The 20,731-nt window shown below is 70.4% G+C and carries 20 protein-coding genes; 14 read left to right on the top strand and 6 right to left on the bottom strand.

The genetic code is table 11. The annotated features are described in order from the left end of the window. Window positions 1-31: 31 nt before the first annotated feature. Window positions 32-1,483 (bottom strand): LuxR family transcriptional regulator, encoded by a 1,452-nt coding sequence (locus DEU35_RS11420; RefSeq protein WP_181904636.1) that lies wholly within the window; start codon window positions 1,481-1,483, stop codon window positions 32-34. Between the two features lie 398 nt (window positions 1,484-1,881). Between DEU35_RS11420 and DEU35_RS11415 the strand changes: the two genes are divergently transcribed. Both DEU35_RS11415 and DEU35_RS11410 read left to right on the top strand, forming a co-directional pair. Continuing rightward, a complete protein-coding gene (locus DEU35_RS11415; protein WP_013584778.1) occupies window positions 1,882-2,169 on the top strand; it encodes an HU family DNA-binding protein in 288 nt (95 codons plus the stop codon). 77 nt (window positions 2,170-2,246) lie between these two features. After that, window positions 2,247-4,229, top strand: coding sequence for a cytochrome c oxidase assembly protein (locus DEU35_RS11410; protein ID WP_103207749.1), 1,983 nt, complete (start codon window positions 2,247-2,249; stop codon window positions 4,227-4,229). Between the two features lie 15 nt (window positions 4,230-4,244). On the opposite strand, the gene DEU35_RS11405 is transcribed toward DEU35_RS11410, so the two are convergent. Both DEU35_RS11405 and DEU35_RS11400 read right to left on the bottom strand, forming a co-directional pair. Further along, a complete protein-coding gene (locus tag DEU35_RS11405; RefSeq protein WP_116239573.1) occupies window positions 4,245-5,324 on the bottom strand; it encodes a hypothetical protein in 1,080 nt (359 codons plus the stop codon). 42 nt (window positions 5,325-5,366) lie between these two features. Next, window positions 5,367-6,200 carry an NAD(P)/FAD-dependent oxidoreductase gene (locus DEU35_RS11400; RefSeq protein WP_116239572.1) on the bottom strand — a complete coding sequence of 278 codons (834 nt, stop codon included), beginning with the start codon at window positions 6,198-6,200 and terminating at the stop codon, window positions 5,367-5,369. A 71-nt stretch (window positions 6,201-6,271) separates the two neighbouring features. Here DEU35_RS11400 and DEU35_RS11395 point away from each other — a divergent pair, with 71 nt between their 5' ends. Then, a complete protein-coding gene (locus DEU35_RS11395; RefSeq protein WP_246078312.1) occupies window positions 6,272-6,739 on the top strand; it encodes a MerR family transcriptional regulator in 468 nt (155 codons plus the stop codon). Window positions 6,740-6,748: 9 nt separating this feature from the next. Next, window positions 6,749-8,122 carry an ATP-dependent RecD-like DNA helicase gene (locus DEU35_RS11390; RefSeq protein ID WP_103207758.1) on the top strand — a complete coding sequence of 458 codons (1,374 nt, stop codon included), beginning with the start codon at window positions 6,749-6,751 and terminating at the stop codon, window positions 8,120-8,122. Between the two features lie 22 nt (window positions 8,123-8,144). On the opposite strand, the gene DEU35_RS11385 is transcribed toward DEU35_RS11390, so the two are convergent. Continuing rightward, window positions 8,145-8,798 carry a heme oxygenase (biliverdin-producing) gene (locus tag DEU35_RS11385; RefSeq protein ID WP_103207760.1) on the bottom strand — a complete coding sequence of 218 codons (654 nt, stop codon included), beginning with the start codon at window positions 8,796-8,798 and terminating at the stop codon, window positions 8,145-8,147. Window positions 8,799-8,984: 186 nt separating this feature from the next. On the opposite strand from DEU35_RS11385, the gene DEU35_RS11380 reads away from it, so the two are divergent. The 5 genes from DEU35_RS11380 (at window position 8,985) to DEU35_RS11360 (ending at window position 14,276) form a co-directional block, all read left to right on the top strand. Further along, on the top strand, window positions 8,985-10,256 hold the full coding sequence (locus tag DEU35_RS11380; protein WP_116239571.1) for a serine hydrolase: 1,272 nt from the start codon (window positions 8,985-8,987) through the stop codon (window positions 10,254-10,256). Between the two features lie 7 nt (window positions 10,257-10,263). Then, on the top strand, window positions 10,264-11,172 hold the full coding sequence (locus DEU35_RS11375; RefSeq protein ID WP_116239570.1) for a DMT family transporter: 909 nt from the start codon (window positions 10,264-10,266) through the stop codon (window positions 11,170-11,172). A 70-nt stretch (window positions 11,173-11,242) separates the two neighbouring features. Further along, window positions 11,243-11,572: a DUF3140 domain-containing protein gene (locus DEU35_RS11370; RefSeq protein ID WP_116239569.1), complete on the top strand. Its 330-nt coding sequence runs from the start codon at window positions 11,243-11,245 to the stop codon at window positions 11,570-11,572. An 87-nt stretch (window positions 11,573-11,659) separates the two neighbouring features. Beyond that, window positions 11,660-12,658: a magnesium/cobalt transporter CorA gene (corA, locus tag DEU35_RS11365; RefSeq protein ID WP_103207771.1), complete on the top strand. Its 999-nt coding sequence runs from the start codon at window positions 11,660-11,662 to the stop codon at window positions 12,656-12,658. A gap of 91 nt (window positions 12,659-12,749) precedes the next feature. Then, a complete protein-coding gene (locus tag DEU35_RS11360) occupies window positions 12,750-14,276 on the top strand; it encodes an amino acid permease (protein ID WP_116239568.1) in 1,527 nt (508 codons plus the stop codon). Window positions 14,277-14,609: 333 nt separating this feature from the next. Here DEU35_RS11360 and DEU35_RS11355 read toward each other — a convergent pair whose 3' ends face one another. Both DEU35_RS11355 and DEU35_RS11350 read right to left on the bottom strand, forming a co-directional pair. Further along, window positions 14,610-15,791: a 4-hydroxybenzoate 3-monooxygenase gene (locus DEU35_RS11355; RefSeq protein WP_116239567.1), complete on the bottom strand. Its 1,182-nt coding sequence runs from the start codon at window positions 15,789-15,791 to the stop codon at window positions 14,610-14,612. 163 nt (window positions 15,792-15,954) lie between these two features. Further along, on the bottom strand, window positions 15,955-16,707 hold the full coding sequence (locus DEU35_RS11350) for an IclR family transcriptional regulator (RefSeq protein ID WP_103207777.1): 753 nt from the start codon (window positions 16,705-16,707) through the stop codon (window positions 15,955-15,957). An 89-nt stretch (window positions 16,708-16,796) separates the two neighbouring features. Between DEU35_RS11350 and pcaH the strand changes: the two genes are divergently transcribed. Genes pcaH through pcaC form a run of 5 tightly spaced genes read left to right on the top strand, consistent with a single transcriptional unit; the run spans window position 16,797 to window position 20,691 of the window. After that, complete coding sequence (gene pcaH, locus DEU35_RS11345) at window positions 16,797-17,609, top strand: protocatechuate 3,4-dioxygenase subunit beta (protein WP_116239566.1); 813 nt, start codon at window positions 16,797-16,799, stop codon at window positions 17,607-17,609. Beyond that, complete coding sequence (pcaG, locus tag DEU35_RS11340) at window positions 17,606-18,163, top strand: protocatechuate 3,4-dioxygenase subunit alpha (RefSeq protein WP_181904635.1); 558 nt, start codon at window positions 17,606-17,608, stop codon at window positions 18,161-18,163. The genes pcaH and pcaG overlap by 4 nt, the downstream gene beginning before the upstream one ends. Beyond that, a complete protein-coding gene (locus DEU35_RS11335) occupies window positions 18,153-19,523 on the top strand; it encodes a lyase family protein (RefSeq protein WP_116239565.1) in 1,371 nt (456 codons plus the stop codon). The genes pcaG and DEU35_RS11335 overlap by 11 nt, the downstream gene beginning before the upstream one ends. Beyond that, window positions 19,520-20,293, top strand: a complete 774-nt coding sequence (locus tag DEU35_RS11330) for an alpha/beta fold hydrolase (protein WP_116239564.1) — start codon at window positions 19,520-19,522, stop codon at window positions 20,291-20,293. Before DEU35_RS11335 ends, DEU35_RS11330 begins: the two co-directional genes overlap by 4 nt. Next, window positions 20,293-20,691 carry a 4-carboxymuconolactone decarboxylase gene (gene pcaC / locus DEU35_RS11325; protein ID WP_103207787.1) on the top strand — a complete coding sequence of 133 codons (399 nt, stop codon included), beginning with the start codon at window positions 20,293-20,295 and terminating at the stop codon, window positions 20,689-20,691. Before DEU35_RS11330 ends, pcaC begins: the two co-directional genes overlap by 1 nt. Window positions 20,692-20,731 lie beyond the last annotated feature (40 nt).

Here is a 20,731-nt window from a genome sequence, read left to right as displayed (position 1 = left end):
CTTCGGCGTTTCCGGGGTCGCCGCGTGGGGCTCAGGCGTCGACCGAGTTCCACTGCTCGATCGCCTCTGCGCGCCCGCTGACGCCGAGCTTCAGGTAGATCGACCGCACCTGGCTTTTCACGGTGTTGAGCGAGACCCCGCGCTCCCGCGCGATCTCGGCCAGGCTGAGGGGGCTTTCGAGCAGGGATGCCAGGGTGCGCTCCGCCGGTGTGAGCCCTTGAGCGGCATATGCCGGCGCGGTCTCGTTCTCCGGTGCCGCCACGCGGAGCAGGATCGCCTCGAGAGCGGTCAGGAGGTGCCGTAACTCGGGGTTGCGGGCGACGACATCTTCCATGAGCCGGCGTGTCTCGTCGTGCGGGAGCATGAGGAACGGCGTCGCCCATGTTCCCGTGCGCTCCATGATCAGCAGGGCCGCCTCCATGCTCTGACGTGCGCGGCGGGTGTGGCCGAGCCGGTGCTGGGCGAGCGCGCGACGCAGCAGCACCGGCGTGAAGGTGCGCAGGCAGTGCCCGGTCCCGGACGCCACGCACGCATCGGTCTCGAGCAGGAGCTCGCGCTCCCGGCCGAGACGCAGCAGGGCCGTGGCTCGCTGCATGGAGAAGCAGATGCCGTGACCCTCGGGGTTCTCGTAGGGCGCGAGGACGGCCAGAGCCTGCATGTCGTCGCCCTGCGCGATGTACAGGTCGGAGAGGATGCACAGCAGGAAGTGGCGCACCATGCGGTGGCTGGCGCTTCGCAGACTGCCGTGGAGCAGCTCGCGCGCCTCGGCGCGACCGTCGGCGAACCTGTGCCGGAGGAGCTTGACCATCACGCCGGCCGCTCGCGCCGTATACGTCCCGTACGCGTCGTCACGGTGGGCGAGCGCCATCGCCTCGGGGACGGCGGCGAGCCGCTCGATATCGCAGCGCGCCGCCGCGGTGAGGATCTCGGCGAGGAACACGAGGTACGCGGTCTCGTCGACCGGCCATCCCGCCGACACGAAGATCGTCTGAGCCGCCGCGAGCGCACTCTCCGCCGCGACGTACTCGCCGTTGATCGCGTGTCCCAGTGCCATGACGGAGAAGGCCCGGTACCGCAGGGCGGGTGTGTCGGCGAACAGGAGCGACTCGGCACCGAATCGGGCCGCGTGCTGTGCGGAGCCGATCGCGGCGCAGTACTCGCCGACGCTGGCCAGGAGCAGAGCCCGCCCGCTGTACGACATGGCGGCGGGGCGTTTGAGACGCACGCCATCGAAATACCGACGGATGACGTCGGAGCCGTCGACGAGTGCGTCGCGCTGCGCTCTCGCTGACAGCAGCGCGCTGACCGTCTGCGCCATGGCATCGGTCCACACGGCGGGAGGCGGAGGGAGTTCGGCTTCGGCCAGGAGGGCGAGATGGCGGGGAATCGGGATGCCGTGGCCCGGTGCCAGCCGCGCCGCTGTCGTGACGACGGCGGCGCGCAAGGCGGCGCGTGCGTCGATCGAAGGGGAGACCCCTGTCATCACACCTCCACGTCGCGAATTCATAAAGCAGTTTCAAACCGTTCCACGTAGTTTCGCACCGTTTCGTTCATAACGTCGGCCCCGGGTCTCCCGGTGTCGCGAGGTTTCTGGCAGAGCGCCGCTCGAGCGAGGTGGCGCGGCGGGATCGCACGGTCGAGTCCGCGGTCCGGGGAAGTGGCTCGCTGCCGCGCCGGGGGAGCACCGCCCACGCGCCTCAGACGCCCCTCTGCCCCGTCCGTGCCGCGACACGCCGGCGCGAAAGGGGCGAAATCCGTCAAAATCCGCGTGATTCCGCGGTTCGGTTGATACTGTCGAGGCGGTCTCCCGACCACCGAGGAGGATTTTCCCCTCGTCCGCGTAACGAGAGGCGACCTCGTCGTCGCCTGGAGGACAACCACATGGCTGACAAGTCCATCACCAAGACCGAGCTCGTCGCGAGCATCGCCAGCGCGACCGGGCAGAGCCAGTCCGCCGTGTCGGGCGTGCTCGACTCCCTCTTCTCCACCGTCTCCGAGGCGGTCGCCAAGGGCAGCAAGGTCTCGATCCCCGGCTGGATCGCCTTCGAGCAGGTCGCGACGTCGGCTCGCACGGGCCGCAACCCCCAGACGGGCGAGGAGATCTCGATCCCCGCCGGCAAGCGCGTCAAGGTGACCGCGGGCTCCAAGCTGAAGGCCGCCGTCAAGTAAGACGACGTCGAATCACAGAGGGGGGTTGCCACACGGCATCCCCCCTCTGTCGTTCCCGCGCGACGTAGGCTGAGGGGGTGAATCCCCGCCTGCTCCGCGTCGCGGGACCCGTCATCCTGGTCGTGGTCTCGCTGATCGCCGTCGCCGTGGGACTCGCCTACGGCGGGGGAGCGGCTCCCACGCAACTCGCCGACCCCGGCCCGGTCGTCCGCTGGGGTCTGCCGATCGCCACGGTCGTCGTCAACCTCGCCGCCGCCACGATGGTCGGCTCGCTGGTGCTGGCGCTCTTCGCCCTTCCCGCGGGGGAGCGACCGTTCGAGATCGCCCTCGACACGGCATCCATCGGCGCCGCCATCTTCACCGTCTCGGCGGCCACCACGGGCTATCTGACCTTCCTGAACGTTCTGAACGCCAAACCGACGCTCGACGCGGTCTTCGGTCAGCAGCTCGGGCGCTTCCTCGTCGAGAGCTCGATCGGGCAGGCGTGGTTGATCACCACGATCGCCGGCGCCGTGCTGACCGTGCTGACGTTCGCTGTCCGTTCGTGGATTCCCACGCTCGTCGTCGCCATCCTCGCCCTCGCCTCGCTGATCCCGATGGGAACGCAGGGGCACGCGGGCGAAGAGGCCAGCCACAACGCGGCCGTGACCTCGCTCGTGCTGCACATCATGGCGGCGGCTGTGTGGCTCGGCGGGCTGATCCTGCTCGTGATCGTCCGCCCCGCGATGTCGCGCGGACAACTGCAGACGACTCTCCTGCGCTACTCCTCGATCGCCCTCGTCGCCTTCATCGTCGTCGCGATCTCGGGGACGGTGCGCGCATCGATCGGCCTCCTGGGTCTGCAGAACCTCTGGTCGGCCTACGGCATCCTCGTGCTGGTCAAGGTGGGCGCCCTGATCGCGATGGGCGTGCTCGGCGCCTGGTACCGCCGGCGACTCATCTCGCGTATGGCCGACGAGCCCGGATCGCGCCGCTTCTGGGGCGTCGTCACGCTCGAGCTCGCCTTCATGGGCATCGCCAGCGGAGTCGCCGCTGCTCTCGCGCGCACGCCACCGCCCGTGCAGCCCCCGCTCGTGGGGCAGACCCCGGCCGAGGTGCTGACCGGCGCGCCGCTGCCTCCCGACCTGACCATCGAGCGCTGGTTCACCGCGTGGGACATCGACCTGCTCTGGACGCTCGTCGTGGCCTTCGGCGTGTTCTTCTACCTGGCGGGGGTCTACCGCCTGCTGCGCCGCGGCGACGCCTGGCCCGTCTACCGCACGGTGCTCTGGTGCCTCGGCATGCTGGGGGTCTTCTGGGTCACGTCGGGTCCGATCAACGTGTACCAGGATTACCTGTTCAGCATGCACATGATCGGACACATGCTGCTGTCGATGGCGATCCCGCTGCTGCTGGTCGCCGGTGCGCCGGTGTCGCTCGCGGCACGCGCGATCCGCAAGCGCACCGACGGCTCGCGCGGCGGCCGCGAGTGGATCCTGTGGGCGGTGCACAACCCCGTCGCGAAGGTGCTTACCAACCCCTACGTGGCGGCGGGGCTGTTCATCGGATCGCTCTGGGCGTTCTACTACACCGATCTGTTCCGCTGGTCGCTGTACGACCACGTCGGGCACATCTGGATGGTCGCGCACTTCCTGGTGACCGGCTACCTCTTCGTGCTGAGCCTGATCGGCATCGACCCCGTGCCGTATCGCCTGCCCTACCCGATGCGTCTGCTGGTGCTCATCGCGATCATGGCGATGCACGCCTTCTTCGGCATCGCGATCATGATGAACTCGGGCCTGATGGTGGCGGAGTGGTTCGGCGCGATGGGTCGTACCTGGGGCGCGACCCCGCTGCAGGACCAGTACGTCGGAGGCGGCGTGGCCTGGTCGGTCGGCGAGATCCCGACCCTCGTCCTCGCGATCGCGGTGGCCATCCAGTGGAGTCGGAGCGACGAGCGTCAGCAGCGCCGACGCGACCGCCACGTCGACCGCGTCGGCGACCTCGAGCTCGACGCGTACAACGAAGAGCTGCAGCGGTTGGCCGAGCGCGACGCGCGGGTCGCGTCGCGCGGCGCCTAGTCCGCGCGCCGGGGCTCAGTCGGACGAGCCGCCGACGAGGATCGACGCGGTGCCGTCGGGGAGCACCGTGATCTCACCGTCGACCCGGAAGGCGATGTCCTCTTCGACGGTGCGCACGCTTCCGTCGAAGATCGAGCGGACGTCGACGACGATATGGGCCACGGCCTTGGCCGAGGGGATGCGCCACCCGGCGCCGTCGGGAACGACGGTGACCACCGGCTGCTCGACGATCGACCAGGTGGGGGCGTCGTCGATGCGATTGCGCACGGTGAAGCCGAAGGGGCAGCCGGTGGGCTGCAACACCTTCTGCTGGGCGCAGGCGGTCAGGAAGTCCTCGACGCGTGACTGGACGACCGAGATGAACTCGTCGGTCGGCTGGGCCTGCACATCGACCGGGATGCCGGCGAGCGGCGCGTCGGCCAGTACGGCGACGCCGGGGGTCGCCGAGATCGCCGTGTCGACGTCGACCGAGTACAGCCCGGGCGAGAACACCAGCAGGGGGACCGCAGCCGTGGGATCGACGTCGGCGCCGTCGACCGAGACCTGACGTTTGTCGACCTCGAACCCGTTGACGGCGAACCGCATCGATCCGTCGACCGTGAGCTTCATCACCGACAGGGGGCTGCGGGCGAACCGCCAGCGGGGGAGGAGGCCCTCGTTCGTGTCGTGCTGGATCGAGAAGGTGGTCTCGCCGTGGTAGCCGCCGGCGGTGTAGCCGACCGTGATCTGCGTCTGATCGCCGTTCGTGCTTTCGCCGGTGATCTCGGCGTCCGTCAAGGCGGCGAGGGCGTCGGGCCGCAGCAGGGCCTCGGAGGCGGTGGCCGGGAGACCGGCGGACTGCAGCTCGGCGGAATCGACGGCTACGCCGGGAATCGCGAGCGCCTCGGCCGTGCGGCGGTCCTGGAGCAGCTCGAGGTAGTGCTGAACGAACGCGCGGGGGCTGTAGAACTCACGGTAGAGCGAGGCCGCTCCCGCCCCGAGGGCCGCGATCAGCAGCACTCCGACGAGCGTGATCGCGGCGACGACGCGTCCCGGGCGTGCGCGCGCGCCGCGAACGCCCTCGGGCGTCGCGGGGCCCCCGCCTGCGGTGTCCACGCCCCCAGTGTAGGAAAACCTCCTGTGGAGGCGCCGCGCGCGTCAGCCCATGACGAGCGACTGCACCACGGCCACCGCGGCGAGCTGCCCGCTCGCGAGGGCCGCGGCGAGCGAGAACATCGGCCCCGGCAGATGATCGGGGTGCGCAAGATCGCCCACGGCGTAGACGTTCTCGACGCTCGTCCGACCGAACGGATCGGTGCGCACGGCCCCTGACTCCTGCAGCTCCACGCCGAGCCCACCGAGGAAGCCGGCGCGCGAACGCCAGGTGGGAGCGACGAAGGCCCCGGCCACCTCGAGCACCGAGTCGTCGGTGCGCGCCAGGGCCAGCCCGTCGGCCGTCCCGTCGACGCGGACCACCGACGCGGGATCGACGAGATGGACCTCGGATGCCACGGGCGCGAGCATCCGCCCCAGCGCTGCGGCATGATCGCTGCCGTTGACGATGGCGACGGGGCGGCCGGCGAACTCGTGACCGTGGCAGAACGGGCAGCTCGCGACGCGGTCGCCCCACTGCTCGTCAAGACCGGGAATGGCGGGGAGCTGGTCGACGACGCCGGTGGCGAGGATCACGGCGTGGGCGCGGAGACGCTCGGCACCGACACTGACGGTCAGGGCGGAGTCATCTCTCACGACGGCGGAGGCGGCGGCATCCCGGATCTCGACGTCGGGGTAGGCGGCGACCTCGTCACGGCCGATGCGGCGGAGCTCGGCGGGATCGCGGCCGTCGTTGGTCAGCAGGTTGTGCGCGTGACGGACGGTGCCGTTGCGGTAGTCGCCCGAGTCGAGCAGCAGTGTGCGGCGGTGCATGCGCCCGAGGGTGAGGGCGGCCTGCAGGCCGGCGGATCCGCCGCCGATGATGATCGCGTCGTACACGGTGAGCTCCTTCGTCGTTTGCGTTCTGGTCCATCCTGTGACTTCATGTCGACATGAAGTCAAGTGCGAGGGTGAACGGCGAGTCGATCGGCGAGGCCGCGGTGCGGTTCGGGCTCGAGACGCACGTGCTGCGGCACTGGGAGGACGAGGGGCTGCTCCGCCCGGCTCGGGATGCCGCGGGCCGCCGCCGCTATGACGAGGGCGACAACGTGCGGATCGCGGTCATCCTGCGCAACAAGGCGGCGGGGCTCTCGCTCGATCAGATCCGCGTGCTGCTCGACGACGGAGCCCCCGACCGCCACCGGGTGCTCGAGGCGCACGTCGCCGAGCTCGACCGTCGGGCGGCCGACATCGCCCAGGCCCGTGCCATGACCGAGCACGCCCTGCGCTGCCGTTCGCACGACATCACCGAGTGCCCGCGCTTTCGCAGCCACGTCGCCGACGTGCTGTCGGGAGAGGCTCGTTGGCTGCTCGTCCACACCGAGCCGACGGGCGGTCCTGTCCCCAGCTCGCCACCCGAGACGACGTGTGCGAACTAGCATGGGCCGGTGACCACGCCGCCCCTTTCCGCCGAGCAGCAGGCGCTGTTCCGGCTGATCGAGGACACCCGGGAGCACGTCTTCGTCACCGGCCGCGCCGGCACGGGGAAGTCGACGCTGTTGCAGCACCTGGCGTGGAACACGAAGAAGCAGATCGCCGTGTGCGCTCCCACGGGGGTCGCGGCGCTCAACGTCGAGGGGCAGACGATCCACTCGCTGTTCCGGCTGCCGATCGGGCTCATCGCGAGCGGCGACATCGACCAGAACGACGCCACGCGAAAGCTCCTCAACGCCATCGACACGCTCGTCATCGACGAGATCTCGATGGTGAACGCGGATCTCATGGATGCCATCGACCGCTCGCTCCGACAAGCCCGCGGCCGGCGGGCAGAGGCGTTCGGCGGCACGCAGATCGTGATGTTCGGCGACCCGTACCAGCTCGCTCCGGTGCCGCCGCGGGGCGATGAGATGCGGTACATCCGCGACCACTACCGCTCGTTCTGGTTCTTCGACGCGAAGGTGTGGTCGGGGGAGGCGGCCAGTGACGGTCTCATCGACATCGGGCGGCACGGCGCCGACCTGCACGTCAACGAGCTCGTCGAGATCCATCGGCAGTCCGACCCGGGGTTCAAGCAGCTGCTCAACGCCGTGCGGTACGGGCGCGTGACGGCCGAGATGGCCGGCATCCTGAACGCCGCCGGTGCGCGAACGCCCCCGCATCCTGCCGACGGGGAGCACCCGATCATCACGCTCGCCACCCGCAACGACCGCGTCAACACCATCAACCGCAAGCACCTCGACGAGTTGATCGGCCGCACGCAGACGGCCAACGCCGAGATCTCGGGCGACTTCGGTCGCGGCGAGGCCAACTACCCCGCCGAGATGGAACTCACGCTCAAGGTCGGCGCGCAGGTGATGTTCCTCCGCAACGACGCGGCGCAGTTCGGCGAGGCTCCGCGCTGGGTCAACGGCACGATCGGCACCGTGACCCGCATCGCCGGTGACAGCGTGCGCGTCGAGGTCGACGGCATCCAGCACGACGTCGAACCGGCCGTCTGGGAGAGGTACCGTTACGCCTACGATCCGGGGACGAAGAACCTCTCGCGCGAGATCGTCGCCGAGTTCACGCAGTTCCCCCTGCGGCTGGCGTGGGCCGTGACCATCCACAAGTCGCAGGGCAAGACCTACGATCGTGCGGTCGTCGACCTGGGCGCGGGAGCCTTCGCCCCCGGGCAGACCTACGTCGCGCTCAGCCGCTTGACCTCGCTCGACGGGCTGTACCTCACGCGCGCGCTCAAGCCGAGCGACATCCGCGTCGACGAGGACGTGCGCCGGTTCATGAAACAGGCGTGGATGAGCCGACAGGCGGCCGCGCAGGCCTGAGCGGGGCGGGTGCCGCCCCGGATCACGCGACCTGGTGGGCCTTGGCGCGAGTGAGGTCGGCGAACAGCTCGGTGGTGAAACGGTAGGCCACGAGCACCTCGGCGATCACGCGCTCCTTCTCGCGATCGTCCCAGGGGGCGGCGTCGAGCTGCTCGCGGTACACGGTCTTGAACGCCTTCGGGTCGGCGATGTCGCCGAACAGCAGGAAACCGATGCCGTTCGTTTCGAAGCCGAACCGCCGTTTCATGAGCCGGCCGATCGAGGGGCCGCCCGACAGGTCGCCGAGCAGGCGCGTGTAGTGGTGGGCCACGAAGCCGCCGGGCCAGGTGGCGGCCACGCGGCGGATGCGCGAGACGTAGGCCTGCGTGGTCGGCAGCGGGGTGATCCGCGCGCGCCAATCGTCGCCGAGGAGGAAGGCGAGGTCTGCCTCGAGGGCGGGAAGGCGGGAGTGGCGCCCCTGGAGGAACACGGATGCCACGGGGTCGCTGCGCATGCGACCCGCCGCCTCTTCGAGCGCGGCGTAGATGAACCAATGCTGGGCGATGAGGGCGATGTAGTCATCGCGCGTGCCGGCTCCGGTGAGGAGGTCGGTCATGAACCCGTCGCACTCGTGGGGCGAGTGCGCGTCGCTGGAACGCTCGCGCAGAGCGGTCGAGAACGGGACGACGGCGTTCATGCCGCCATCATACGCACAGAGTTAGGTTTACCTAACCCTCATTTCCCGGGAAAGTGCTGTCGTCGGGTCCGCCGTGATGCAGACGTGATGGTGACGAGGATGCAAGCGCCGCTTTCGTTCAGGTGCCATGTGTTTGAATCTTTGAAGCGGGCGCTTCGTCGCGCGCGGAAATGCTGGGGGTTTCACATGCGGGCATGGCGTCGTTCCGCGGCCATCGCGATCGCGGGAGCGAGCGTTCTCGCCGTCACGCTGAGCGGCTGCTCGCCGCAGGGCTCGGTGTCGATCAACATCCCGGCCCAGGTCGACGCGCCGCTGCCCGAGGCGACCGTGACCGAACTGCAAGAGGCCGTCACCTCGGCCATGACCGCGACCGGGTCCACCGGCGCGATCGTCGGCGTGTGGGCGCCCTGGAGCGGTACGTGGGTATCGGGTCTGGGAACGCAGGGTCCCGGCGGCGCAGAGGTCACCGCAGACCTCGGGTTCCGCGCGGGCGACGTGACCGGCGCGATGACGTGCGATGTGCTGTACCGCCTCGCGGCCGACGGCACGCTCTCGATGAGCGATCCCGTCACCACCTGGGTCAGCAACCTCCCCGGGTACGACAAGATCACCCTGCGCCAGCTCTGCGACGGGACGTCCGGTCTCGCGTCCTACACCTCGGTGCTCGACGGCCAGGTGGCGAACAACCCCGAGCGCGTCTGGAACCCGCGCGAGCTGATGACCTACGGCATCGCCAGCCCGCGCACCAACGCCCCGGGTGTCGCGTTCGCGGATTCGGCGACCGATTTCGTGATCGCCGGTCTCGCCGCCGAGCGTGCGGCCAATGAACCGATCGCGCAGCTCATCGCGGAGCGGGTGACCGAGCCGCTCGGACTCGATGCGACCGGGCTCCCCGATTCCGCCCCCGCCGATCCCGCCGACGCCTCGCTGCAGGGCTACTGGTCGCAGCAGAACGCCGAGGGTGCGTGGAACTGCACCGAGCCGCGCGACTACACCGAGATGTCGTCGAGCTACGGCGGCGCCGCCGCGGGAGCTGTGACGAACATCACCGATCTCGGGCGGTACGCCCAGGCGCTCGCCACCGGCGCGCTCCTTCCCGCCGGGAACGACCGTTTCGCCGCCCCCGTGCCCGTCGGGGGGGATCAGCCCACGTGGTTCACCTCCGCGGGCGGTGCCTTCCAGGCCGGTTCGCTGATCGGGCAATACGGATCGATGCCCGGATACCTGGTGGGCGCGTTCGCCGACCCCACGACCGGGATGTCGGTCGCCGTCGTCCTGAACAACTCCGGCGGTGACAAGACCACCGGTGCGTGGCTGGCATGGGAGCTCGCGGCCATCGCCTCGAAGGCCCCCGCCGCCCAGGGACAGACCGCACCCCAGGCGGGGCTGCCGTGGACCGCCGAGCAGATGCGCGACAACATCAACAGCAAGGCCATCTGCGCCGCTCCCGCCGGATGACCCGGCGATGACCGCGCGCGGCGGGCAGGGGTCTGCCGCCTCGCTCGTGCTCGTCGGCCTGGCCTGCCAAGAGGTCGGCGCCTCGTTCGCGGTGATGCTGTTCCCGCACACCGGGCCGCTCGGCATCGTCATGCTGCGGCTGCTGTTCTCGGCCGTGCTGCTGTTGATCATCGCCCGCCCGCGCCTGCGCGGGCACACCGGCTCCGCATGGCGCTCCGTCGTGGGGTTCGGCCTCGTACTGGCATCCATGAACGGGCTCTTCTATCTCGCCCTCGAACGGCTGCCCCTCGGCGTGACGGTGACCATCGAGGTGTTGGGGCCGCTCACGCTGTCGATCCTCACCGCGACCGGGGCGGCTCGGTGGGTGTGGGCGGGTCTCGCGCTCGGCGGCGTCGTCGCGCTCGGCGCGGGCGGGTGGGATCGCCTCGACGCCCTCGGGGTGCTCTTCGCCCTGGGTGCCGCGGTGAGCTGGGCGCTGTACATCCTCGCCTCGGCGCGAGTGGGTCGGGAGTTCCCGCGGCTCGACGGCCTCGCGCTCGCCATGGCCGTGGGGGCCGTCATCGCCCTGCCGTTCGGAATCGCCCAGGCAGGATCCGCGCTGCTGCGCCTCGACATCCTCGCCCTCGGTGCCGCGGTCGCGCTGCTGTCGTCGACGATCCCGTACGCCCTCGAACTCATCGCGCTCCGCCGACTCGCGGCCTCGGCGTTCGCGATCCTCATGAGCCTGGGCCCCGCCACCGCCTCGATCGCCGGGTTCCTCCTGCTCGGCCAGCACCTCTCGCTGCTCGAGCTCGCGGGGATCGCCCTGGTCATCACGGCGAGCATCGGCGCGGTGCTCGCCGCGGCGCGTCGCAGCGCCGGGGCACGGCATCCGGGACCGGATTCCGAAGAACCCCTGAGCGAGCCCGTCGGCTGAGCGGATGCCACGACCCCGGCACGGACGCAAGGGGTCGGTCCCGCCGGGCCGCGGCCGTGAGGATGACGGCATGAGCGACGACCAGGAGAAGACCAAGAAGGACTTCGACGAGGCGGTCACCATGACCGCCAGCGAGCTGAAGAAGTGGCTCGACACCGACGAGTCGAAATCCGTCGGGCAGAAGAAGGACGGCGGCGAGTCGACCGGGCACGAGAGCGGGCGCCACATCGTGCGCATCCTCGAGAAGAAGAAGGCGGATCTCACCGACGACGACTACGCGCACATGCGGAAGGTCGTGGGGTACATCAAGCGGCACAGCGCGCAGAAGCCGAAGGGCGACATCACCGACACCGACTGGCGGTACTCGCTGATGAACTGGGGCAACGACCCCAAGAAATGAGCGGGCCGAGGAACGGGCCGTATACATCGCGTAAGGATCGCGCGTCGCCGGGGCTCGCGTCATAGCCAGGCGGGGTACAACGGAACCATGCCCATCATCGACAGCGCCGTGTACGTCGACGGACACCGGATCGAGAACCCCGCGAGCCTCGACCAGACCTTCGAGTACATGGAGGCGCACGGCGGGATGGCGTGGATCGGGCTGCTGCGCCCCGAGCCCGAGGAGCTCGAGCGCGTCGCCGCCGAGTTCTCGCTGCACCCCCTCGCCGTCGAGGACGCCCTCGCCGGGCACCAGCGCGCGAAGCTCGAGCGGTACGGGGGCAACCTCTTCGCGGTGCTGCGCCCCGCGCGCTACATCGACGAGACCGAGACCGTCGAGTTCGGCGAGCTGCACGTGTTCATCGGCCCCGACTACGTCGTCACGGTGCGGCACGCGGAGGTCCCCGATCTGGCGGCCGTGCGCAAGCGGCTCGAGAAGAACCCCGACCTGCTCGCGCGGGGGCCCGAGGCGGTGCTCTACGCGATCCTCGACGAGGTCGTCGACCAATACGACCCCGTCGCCCGCGGCCTGCAGAACGATGTCGACGAGATCGAGGATCAGCTCTTCGGCGAGGGCGGCGCCGATCTGACGCAGCGCATCTACGAACTCGCTCGAGAGGTCATCCACTTCCAGCGGGCGGCCGAGCCCCTGCGCGACATGCTCGAGGCGCTGCTCCGCGGCGCCGACAAGTACGGCGTCGACATCGAGCTCCAGCGGTCGTTGCGCGACGTGCTCGACCACGTGCTGCGCCAGTGCGAGAAGCTGAACGCCCTCCGGGCGATCCTCGACAACGCCCTCACCGTCAACGCGACGCTCGTGACGCAGCGTCAGACCGAGACCTCGTTGAAGCAGAACGAAGAGGTCAAGAAGATCTCGGGCTGGGCGGCGATCCTCTTCGCACCGTCGCTCGTGGGCGGCATCTACGGCATGAACTTCAAGAACATGCCCGAACTCGACTGGACCTTCGGATACCCCATGGCCCTCGCGCTCATGGCGGCCACCTCGGTCGGTCTGTGGTTCGCGTTCAAGCGCAAGCACTGGCTCTGAGCCGTTCCGCAGGGGCGCGGCATCCGCTCCGGGATGCCGACACTGCGGCGCGCTTGCTGGACAGACGCTGCGCAATTCGCACGATGGGAACGTGACCGACTCCTCCCCCCGCTCGAGCGACGCCGCAGAGCCTCCCCGCACCACCTCGACCGTTCAGCTCGAGGACAGCGGGTACCACAAGCGGCTCACGTCGCGTCAGGTTCAGATGATCGCGATCGGCGGTGCGATCGGAACGGGCCTGTTCCTGGGTGCCGGCGGTCGACTGGCCCAGGCCGGCCCCGCGATCGTGCTCTCATACGCCGTCTGCGGTGTGTTCGCCTTCTTCATCCTGCGCGCGCTCGGCGAGCTGGTGCTCCACCGGCCGACCTCGGGGTCGTTCGTGTCGTACGCGCGCGAATTCTTCGGCGAGAAGGCGGCCTTCGTCTCGGGCTGGTTCTACTGGATCAACTGGGCGACGACCACGATGGTCGACATCACCGCCGCCGCGCTCTACATGAACTTCTTCGGCAAGTACGTGCCGTGGATCGCCGCGGTTCCGCAGTGGGTGTGGGCGCTCGCCGCGCTCGTCACCGTGCTGGCCGTCAACCTGGTGTCGGTGAAGGTGTTCGGCGAGCTGGAGTTCTGGTTCGCTCTCATCAAGGTCGCCGCCCTCGTGGCGTTCCTGCTCGTGGGCATCTACTTCGTCGTCTTCGGCACCCCCACGGGCGCCCCCACCGGGTTCTCGCTGATCGCCGACAACGGCGGGTTCTTCCCCAACGGCATCCTGCCCGCGATCATCCTCATGCAGGGCGTGGTGTTCGCGTACGCCTCGATCGAGCTGGTCGGCACCGCCGCCGGCGAGACGAAGAACCCCGAGAAGGTCATGCCGCGGGCGATCAACTCGGTCATCTTCCGCGTCGCGATCTTCTACGTCGGCTCGGTGCTGTTGCTCGCCCTGCTGCTGCCGTACACGGCGTACACGAAGGACGAGAGCCCGTTCGTCACCTTCTTCGGGTCGATCGGCGTGCCGGGCGTCGACGTGATCATGAATCTCGTGGTGCTCACCGCTGCGCTGTCGTCGCTGAACGCGGGGTTGTATTCCACGGGCCGCATCCTGCGCTCGATGGCGGTCGCGGGATCGGCGCCGAAGTTCGCCGCGCGCATGAACAAGGCGGGCGTCCCCTACGGCGGTATCGCGATCACCGCGGTCGTCGCATTGCTCGGCGTCGCCATCAACTACGTCAACCCCAGCGACGCGTTCGAGACCGTGCTGAACGTCGCGGCCGTCGGCATCCTGGTCACCTGGGCGACGATCATCCTCTGCCAGATGAAGTTCAAGCGCCTCGCCGACCGCGGCGAGCTCGTGCGCCCGAAGTTCCGGCTGTTCTGGGCGCCCTATACGGGGTACGCCACGCTCGTCTTCCTCGCGGTCGTCCTCGTGCTGGTGTTCGTCGACTCTCCGGCGACGCTGCTGGTGGCGGTGCTGGCGAGCCTCGCCATCACGATCGGCTGGTTCGCCTGCCGTAAGCGCATCGCGGAACTCGCCGCCGAGCGCGAGGGCTACACGGGCACGGTGCCGGTGGTTCCGAGCCCGTTCCCGCAGCCGCGCGAGAAGAAGGCACGCGGCACAAAGGACTGAGCCCGCGGGCTCCGCGCGGCGTTCGGGCTCCGGCTCGGACGCCGCGCTCGTTCATGGGGGCGTGTTCACCTTCGTTGAGTGTCCGAAACACCCGGACGTTTTCGATTCTGGTCCGGGTGTTTTGGACACTCGCGAGGGGGTGGGGCGCCGGATGCCGGCATCCCGTCGCTCGTGTTCCGGCGCGGGGGTCGCCAGCCCGCGCCTCGGGCACGACACGTTGAGTGTCCGAAACACCCGGACGTTTTCGATTCTGGTCCGGGTGTTTTGGACACTCGCGAGGGGGTGGGGCGCCCGGGCGCGGGGCGGGGTTCGGGGTTCGGCTCGGGCGGCGGGTCAGGCGTCGGAGGGCCAGCCGCAGTAGGCCTCGGCGAGGTAAGCGCGGCCGTGCTCCGACTCCACGACGGTGCGCAGTTCGCCGATCTGGCGTCGGCGGTCGAAGTCGGTGGCATCCGGGGCCACGTGCAGCAGGCTGGTCATCCACCACGAGAAGTGCTGGGCCTTCCAGATGCGGCGGCTGGCGGTGGCGGGGTACGCGTCGAGCAGACGCTCGTCGTCCTCGAGCAGCAGCGCCTCCAGGGCGGCGGCGAGCAGGCGCACGTCGGCGATCGCGAGGTTCATGCCCTTGGCGCCGGTGGGCGGCACGGTGTGCGCAGCATCGCCGACGAGGGCGACGCGGCCGCGGCGCAGCTCGTGCGCGACGAAACTGCGGAAGCGCAGCACGTCGCGCTGGAAGATCGGACCCTGCTTCAGCTCCGTGCCGGGCACGCGCTTCTGCAGCTCGTCCCACAGTTGCGCCTCGCTGTAGGCGGCGGTGTCGGTGTCGGGGTCGCACTGGAAGTACATGCGCTGCACGGTGTCGGAACGCTGGCTGACGAGGGCGAAGCCGTCGGGGGAGTTGCTGTAGATGAGCTCCTCGCTGCTCGGCGGGGCCTCGCAGAGGATGCCGAACCAGGCGAAGGGGTACTCGCGGAAGTAGCCGCCCTTGCTCGACCCGGTGACGGTGGCGCGCGCGACGCTGCGTGAACCGTCGGAGCCCACGACGACGTCGGCCTCGATCTCGAGGGGCTGCCCGTCGGCGTCGCGGGCGATGACGCGCGGGCGGTCGGTGCCGGCGTCGTCGATGCGCTCGGCCGTGACGCCGAAGCGCAGATCCTGCCCCCGATCGACCCGCGCGGCGATGAGGTCTTTCAACACCTCGTGCTGGGGATAGAGCCAGACGGCTCGACCGACGGATGCCGCGAAGTCGATGCGGTGCCCCTCGCCCTCGAACCGCAGTTCGATGCCGTCGTGTCGGTGGCCCGCCGTGCGCGCGCGCGAGACAGGACCGAGGGTGTCGAGCAGTTCGACGGTGCCCTGCTCGAGGATGCCGGCCCGGATCGTGCTCTCGATGTCGTCGCGCGAACGCTGGTCGACGACGACGGACTCGATGCCCGCCCGGTCGAGCAGGTGCGAGAGCAGGAGCCCCGCGGGGCCGGCGCCGACGATGGCGACGCGGGTGCGGACGGTGGTGGTCATGGCGTCTCCTTCGACGGTGGTTGTGTCGATGGTGCCCGCCGCCCGGCTCGCTCGCCGTTCGGTTCCCGTTGAACGGGATGTGGCGCAGGGATGCGGGGTCGATCTCGCCGCGCGCCCCCCGTCGGCGTCGGAGGACGACTCCGCGGGAGAAGAACGGCGACGTTCAGCGGCGGTAGCCCAGTGCGCGCTCGGTGTCGCGGGCGGCGCGGTGGAGCTCGACCAGGGCGAACTGCGTCTCGGCGTCACGGGGGAGCACCACCGACAGGGCCGCGATCACCGCACCCGTCTCGTCGCGCACGGGCACGGCCACCCCCGTGGAGACGCTGTCGACGGAGCCGGGGGCGATGACCCGCCCGAGGCCGCGGATCTCGGCGAGCACGCGGCGCAGGGCGGCCGGGTCGACGATCGTCTCGGGGGTGACGGCGCGCAGGGGGCCGGCGAGCACGCGCTCCTGCAGATCGTGGGGGCCGAAGGCGAGCAGGACGAGCCCGGACGAGGAGGCGTGCAGGGGAAGGCGCCCGGCCACGCGCGTGACGTTCGCGCCCGAGTCGGGGGCGCTGAGTCGCTCGAGGAAGAGGGCTTCCTCCTGCTCGAGGATCGCCAGCTGGGTGTGCTCGCGCACGCGCATCTGCACGCGCTCCATCGACGGCAGGGCCGCCTGGCGCAGACGCAGGGCGTGCGAGGAACGCGTCGCCAGCTCCCAGAGGCGCATGCCCACGCGGACGCGGCGCTCCTCGTCGCGCTCGAGCAAACCGGCATCCACCAGCTCGTTCACGATCCGGTGCGCCGACGAGCTCGGCAGACCCGCCCGGCGTCCGATGTCGGACGTGGTCTGCGCGGTGCGCGTGGGGGTGAAGGTCTCGAGGATCCGCACCAGGCGGTCGGTGACCGAGTCGCCCGAGGGGGAGTTCGCCATGAGGTCAGGATGCCATGATTCCCATTCAGCGGGAACCGCGCGCCACCGCGGGGGCCGGTGGCGGAGCATTGTCTCGTCGAAGGAGACCCATGTCGAACCCTCCCGCCGCCGCCCCCGAATCGCTGCTGGCCGCACCCGACCAGGCCACGCAAGACGAGATCGTCCGCGAGATCCACGCCCGTCACGCCGAGCTCGACGCGCTCGATGCCGCGGGGGAGCGCGTCGCAGCGACCGCGCACGACTTCCCGGCGTACCGGTCGAGCGTGCTGCGGCATCCGACGAAGAATCCGAAGCTCGTCGACCCCGAGACCGTCGAGCTGTTCTCGCCCGCGTTCGGCCAGCGCGACGTCGCGGCGATCGAGTCCGACCTCACGCTGCAGCACGCGGGAGAGCCGCTGGGCGAGCGCATGACGGTGCAGGGCCGCCTGATCGACTCGTGGGGGCGCCCGGTGGCGAACCAGCTCATCGAGATCTGGCAGGCGAACTCGGCCGGTCGCTACATCCACCAGCGCGACCAGCACCCCGCCCCCCTCGACCCGAACTTCACGGGAGCGGGCCGCACGGTCACGAACGAGAACGGCGAGTACCGCTTCACGACGATCAAGCCCGGCCCGTACCCGTGGAAGAACCACCGCAATGCGTGGCGTCCGGCGCACATCCACTTCTCGGTGTTCGGGTCGTCGTTCACGCAGCGGCTGGTGACGCAGATGTATTTCCCGGGCGACCCGCTCTTCGCGCTCGACCCGATCTACAACTCCATCCACCGGCAGAAGGACCGTGACGCGCTCGTGGGCGTCTACGACCACGACCTGACCTCGCCCGAGTGGGCGACGGGCTACCGCTTCGACATCGTGGTCGACGGGCCGGATCAGACCTACTTCGAGCAGGAGGGCGACGAGTGATCCCCGCCAAGACGCACCGCGCCACCCCCGGCCAGACGGTCGGGCCGTTCTTCGCCTACGGCCTCGAGTTCGACAAGCAGCATCAGGTCGTCTTCCCGCACTCGCCCGGGGCGATCGTGCTGAGCGGCACCATCCTCGACGGAGCGGGAGCGCCGATCCCCGACGCCCTCATCGAGATCTTCGGAGCGGATGCCGACGGCTCGGTGCCGCGCGCACGAGGCGCTTTCCGCCGAGACGACCACACCTTCACCGGGTTCGGCCGCGCCTTCACCGACGACGAGGGGCACTACACGTTCTGGACGCGGGAGCCGGGCGGCATCCGGGGGCGCGCGGGATTCTTCGCCGCGATCGTGTTCGCGCGCGGCCTGCCCGACAAGCTGCACACCCGCATCTATTCGCCCGCCGACCCGGACGCTCTCGCCGCGGATCCGCTGCTGTCGTCGCTCGACGAGGCGGAGCGCGCTAGCCTCGTCGCGACCCGGACGCCCGACGGGTACCTGTCGCACGACATCCGACTGCAGGGCGAGAACGAGACGGTGTTCCTTGCCTTCTGACCCTCTTCCGCGCATCGACTTCGGGCTGCTCTCGCCGGTGAGCGTCGGTCACGACGCGCTGCTGTCGGACGGGTTCGTGCTGTCCACGATGATCCGCGTCGAGTGCGCGCTGGTCGCGGCGTACGTCGAGGTGGGGGCCGCCCCGCGCGGGGCGCGGGTCGAGATCGACCACGTCTTCGGGATCGACGAGAAGGGCGGCGCGTCCGCGCGCGGGATCGACGTCGACGCCCTCGTGCGCGACGCGGTCGCCGGGGGCAATCCCGTGATCCCGCTCGTCGGCGCGCTGAAGGCGCAGGTGCCCGCGGAGCATCGAGCGTGGATCCACCGCGGGGCGACGAGCCAGGACATCCTCGACACCGCGCTGATGGTGGTCGCGCGGCGCGCGGTCGAGCAGACGCGTCGTTCGGTCGCGAACGCGGCCGTCTGGGCCCGACAGCTCGCCACCGCGCACGCCGACGAGGTGTCCGCGGCCCGTACCCTCACCCAGCACGCCGTGCCCACCACGATCGGTGCGCGCGCCGCGACCTGGGCGCGCGGACTCGAGCGCGCCGTCGTGCGGCTGGATGCCCTCGTCTTCCCCGCGCAGCTCGCGGGTGCGGGAGGGACGCTCGCGTCGTTCGTCGAGATCACCGGATCGACGGATGCCGCCGACGCCCTTCCCGCGGCCTTCGCCCGGGCCCTCGAACTCGACGCCCCCGACGCACCCTGGCACGTGGCGCGCTGGCCCGTGACGGAGATCGGAGACGCCCTCGTCCAGGCCATCGACGCGCTCGGCAAGATGGCCGCCGACGTCGCGACGCTCAGCCGCAGCGAGATCGGAGAGGTCTCGGAGGGCGTGGGCGGGGGATCGTCGGCGATGCCCCAGAAGCAGAACCCCGCCGAGGCGGTGCTCATCCGCTCGGCCGCCCTGCGCGCACCGCACCTGGGTGCGACCCTGCACCTGGCCTCGGCCCTCGCGGTCGACGAGCGCCCCGACGGCGCCTGGCACTCCGAGTGGCCGACGCTGCGCGAGCTGCTCCGCCTCGCGGTCGGTGCGTCGGCGCACGGATCGTCCCTGCTCGCGCACCTGCGCGTCGACGCGGCCGTGGCCGCCGCCACCGTCGGCCTGACCGGCGGGCGCATCGTCAGCGAGCGCCTGCGGGGAGTGCTCGTGCCGCTCATCGGTGCCGAGCGCTTCGCGGCCCTGCTCGATGGCGACGACGACCTCGCCCCGCGTCTGCGCGCGCTGCCCGAGGCGGCCGGTCTCGACGTCGACGCGCTGCTCGACCCGGCTCGTTACCTCGGCCTCGCCCCCCGCCTCGCGCGCGGCACGGGCCACGCGGGCGGCGGCACGGCACAGAGCAGGGGGGTCGACGCATGAGCCTCGTTTCGCTGACCGAGCCGGTCGGACCCGCCGACGCGCCCCTCGTGGTGCTCGGGCCCTCACTCGGCACCTCGACCATCCTCTGGGACGACGTCGTGCCCCTGCTCGCCGACGACTACCGCGTCGCCGCGTGGGACCTCCCCGGGCATGGAGCGGGGCCGATCGCGCGCGAGCCGTTCACCGTCGCGGATCTCGCGGATGCCGTGGCCACCGCCGTCCCCGATGACACGTTCCTCTACGCCGGGGTGTCCCTCGGCGGGGCGACCGGCCTCGAACTCGCGCGGCGTCATGGCACCCGCCTGGCCGGCGCCGCGATCGTGGCATCCGGAGCCGTCCTCGGCGACCCCGCATCGTGGACGGATCGCGCCGCCCAGGCGCGCTCGCAGAGCACGTCGAGCCTCATCGTCGGCTCGGCCCAGCGCTGGTTCGCCCCCGAGTCGATGGCCCGCCGCCCCGAACTGAGCGGGCGCCTGCTGCACGCGCTCCAGGATGCCGACGACGACAGCTACGCCCGCTGCTGCGAGGCGCTCGCCGCGTACGACGTGCGCGCGACGCTGGGCGAGATCACGGTGCCGGTGCTCGCCGCGTGGGGAGCCTTCGACCAGGTCGCCCCCGAGGCCAAGGCGGTCGAGATCGCCGAGGGCGTCGCTGACGGCCGTGTCGCGCGCGTCGACGACGCCGGGCACCTCCCTCCCGCAGAGCAACCCGAAGCCGTCGCGGCTCTGCTGCGGTCGTTCTTCGCCTCCCTCTCCCGAAAGGACGCCTGATGCCCACCGATCAGGAACGCCACGACCAGGGCATGACCGTGCGCCGCGCCGTGCTCAGCGACGCGCACGTCGACCGCTCCATCGCGGCGACCACCGACCTCACCGCCGACTGGCAGGACTTCATCACGCGCGTCGCGTGGGGAGACGTCTGGTCACGGCCCGGCCTCGACCGCCGCTCGCGCTCGATCGCGGTGCTCAGCTCGCTCATCGCGCACGGTCATCACGAGGAGCTCGCGATGCACCTGCGCGCGGCGCTGCGCAACGGCCTGACGATCGACGAGATCCGCGAGGTCATCCTGCAGTCGGCGATCTACTCCGGTGTGCCGGCGGCCAATTCGGCCTTCCGCATCGCGTCGGAGGTGTTCGCCGCGGAGACGGGCGACGCCGCCGGGGACTGATCGGCCTGTTCTCGTCGCATCTCGTTCTGGTGGCACGCGG

This window comes from Microbacterium sp. AG157 (assembly GCF_003385695.1).
In the GTDB taxonomy this organism is placed as follows: domain Bacteria; phylum Actinomycetota; class Actinomycetes; order Actinomycetales; family Microbacteriaceae; genus Microbacterium; species Microbacterium testaceum.
This window is presented reverse-complemented; position numbering and strand designations above follow the sequence as displayed.

Bases quoted from the DNA above. Each gene is read 5' to 3' on its own strand.
- DEU35_RS11420 (WP_181904636.1), bottom strand. From the start codon at position 1,483: ATGACAGGGGTCTCCCCTTCGATCGACGCACGCGCCGCCTTGCGCGCC.
- DEU35_RS11415 (WP_013584778.1), top strand. From the start codon at position 1,882: ATGGCTGACAAGTCCATCACCAAGACCGAGCTCGTCGCGAGCATCGCC.
- DEU35_RS11385 (WP_103207760.1), bottom strand. From the start codon at position 8,798: ATGAACGCCGTCGTCCCGTTCTCGACCGCTCTGCGCGAGCGTTCCAGC.
- DEU35_RS11380 (WP_116239571.1), top strand. From the start codon at position 8,985: ATGCGGGCATGGCGTCGTTCCGCGGCCATCGCGATCGCGGGAGCGAGC.
- DEU35_RS11375 (WP_116239570.1), top strand. From the start codon at position 10,264: ATGACCGCGCGCGGCGGGCAGGGGTCTGCCGCCTCGCTCGTGCTCGTC.
- DEU35_RS11370 (WP_116239569.1), top strand. From the start codon at position 11,243: ATGAGCGACGACCAGGAGAAGACCAAGAAGGACTTCGACGAGGCGGTC.
- corA (WP_103207771.1), top strand. From the start codon at position 11,660: ATGCCCATCATCGACAGCGCCGTGTACGTCGACGGACACCGGATCGAG.
- DEU35_RS11355 (WP_116239567.1), bottom strand. From the start codon at position 15,791: ATGACCACCACCGTCCGCACCCGCGTCGCCATCGTCGGCGCCGGCCCC.
- DEU35_RS11350 (WP_103207777.1), bottom strand. From the start codon at position 16,707: ATGGCGAACTCCCCCTCGGGCGACTCGGTCACCGACCGCCTGGTGCGG.
- pcaH (WP_116239566.1), top strand. From the start codon at position 16,797: ATGTCGAACCCTCCCGCCGCCGCCCCCGAATCGCTGCTGGCCGCACCC.
- DEU35_RS11330 (WP_116239564.1), top strand. From the start codon at position 19,520: ATGAGCCTCGTTTCGCTGACCGAGCCGGTCGGACCCGCCGACGCGCCC.
- pcaC (WP_103207787.1), top strand. From the start codon at position 20,293: ATGCCCACCGATCAGGAACGCCACGACCAGGGCATGACCGTGCGCCGC.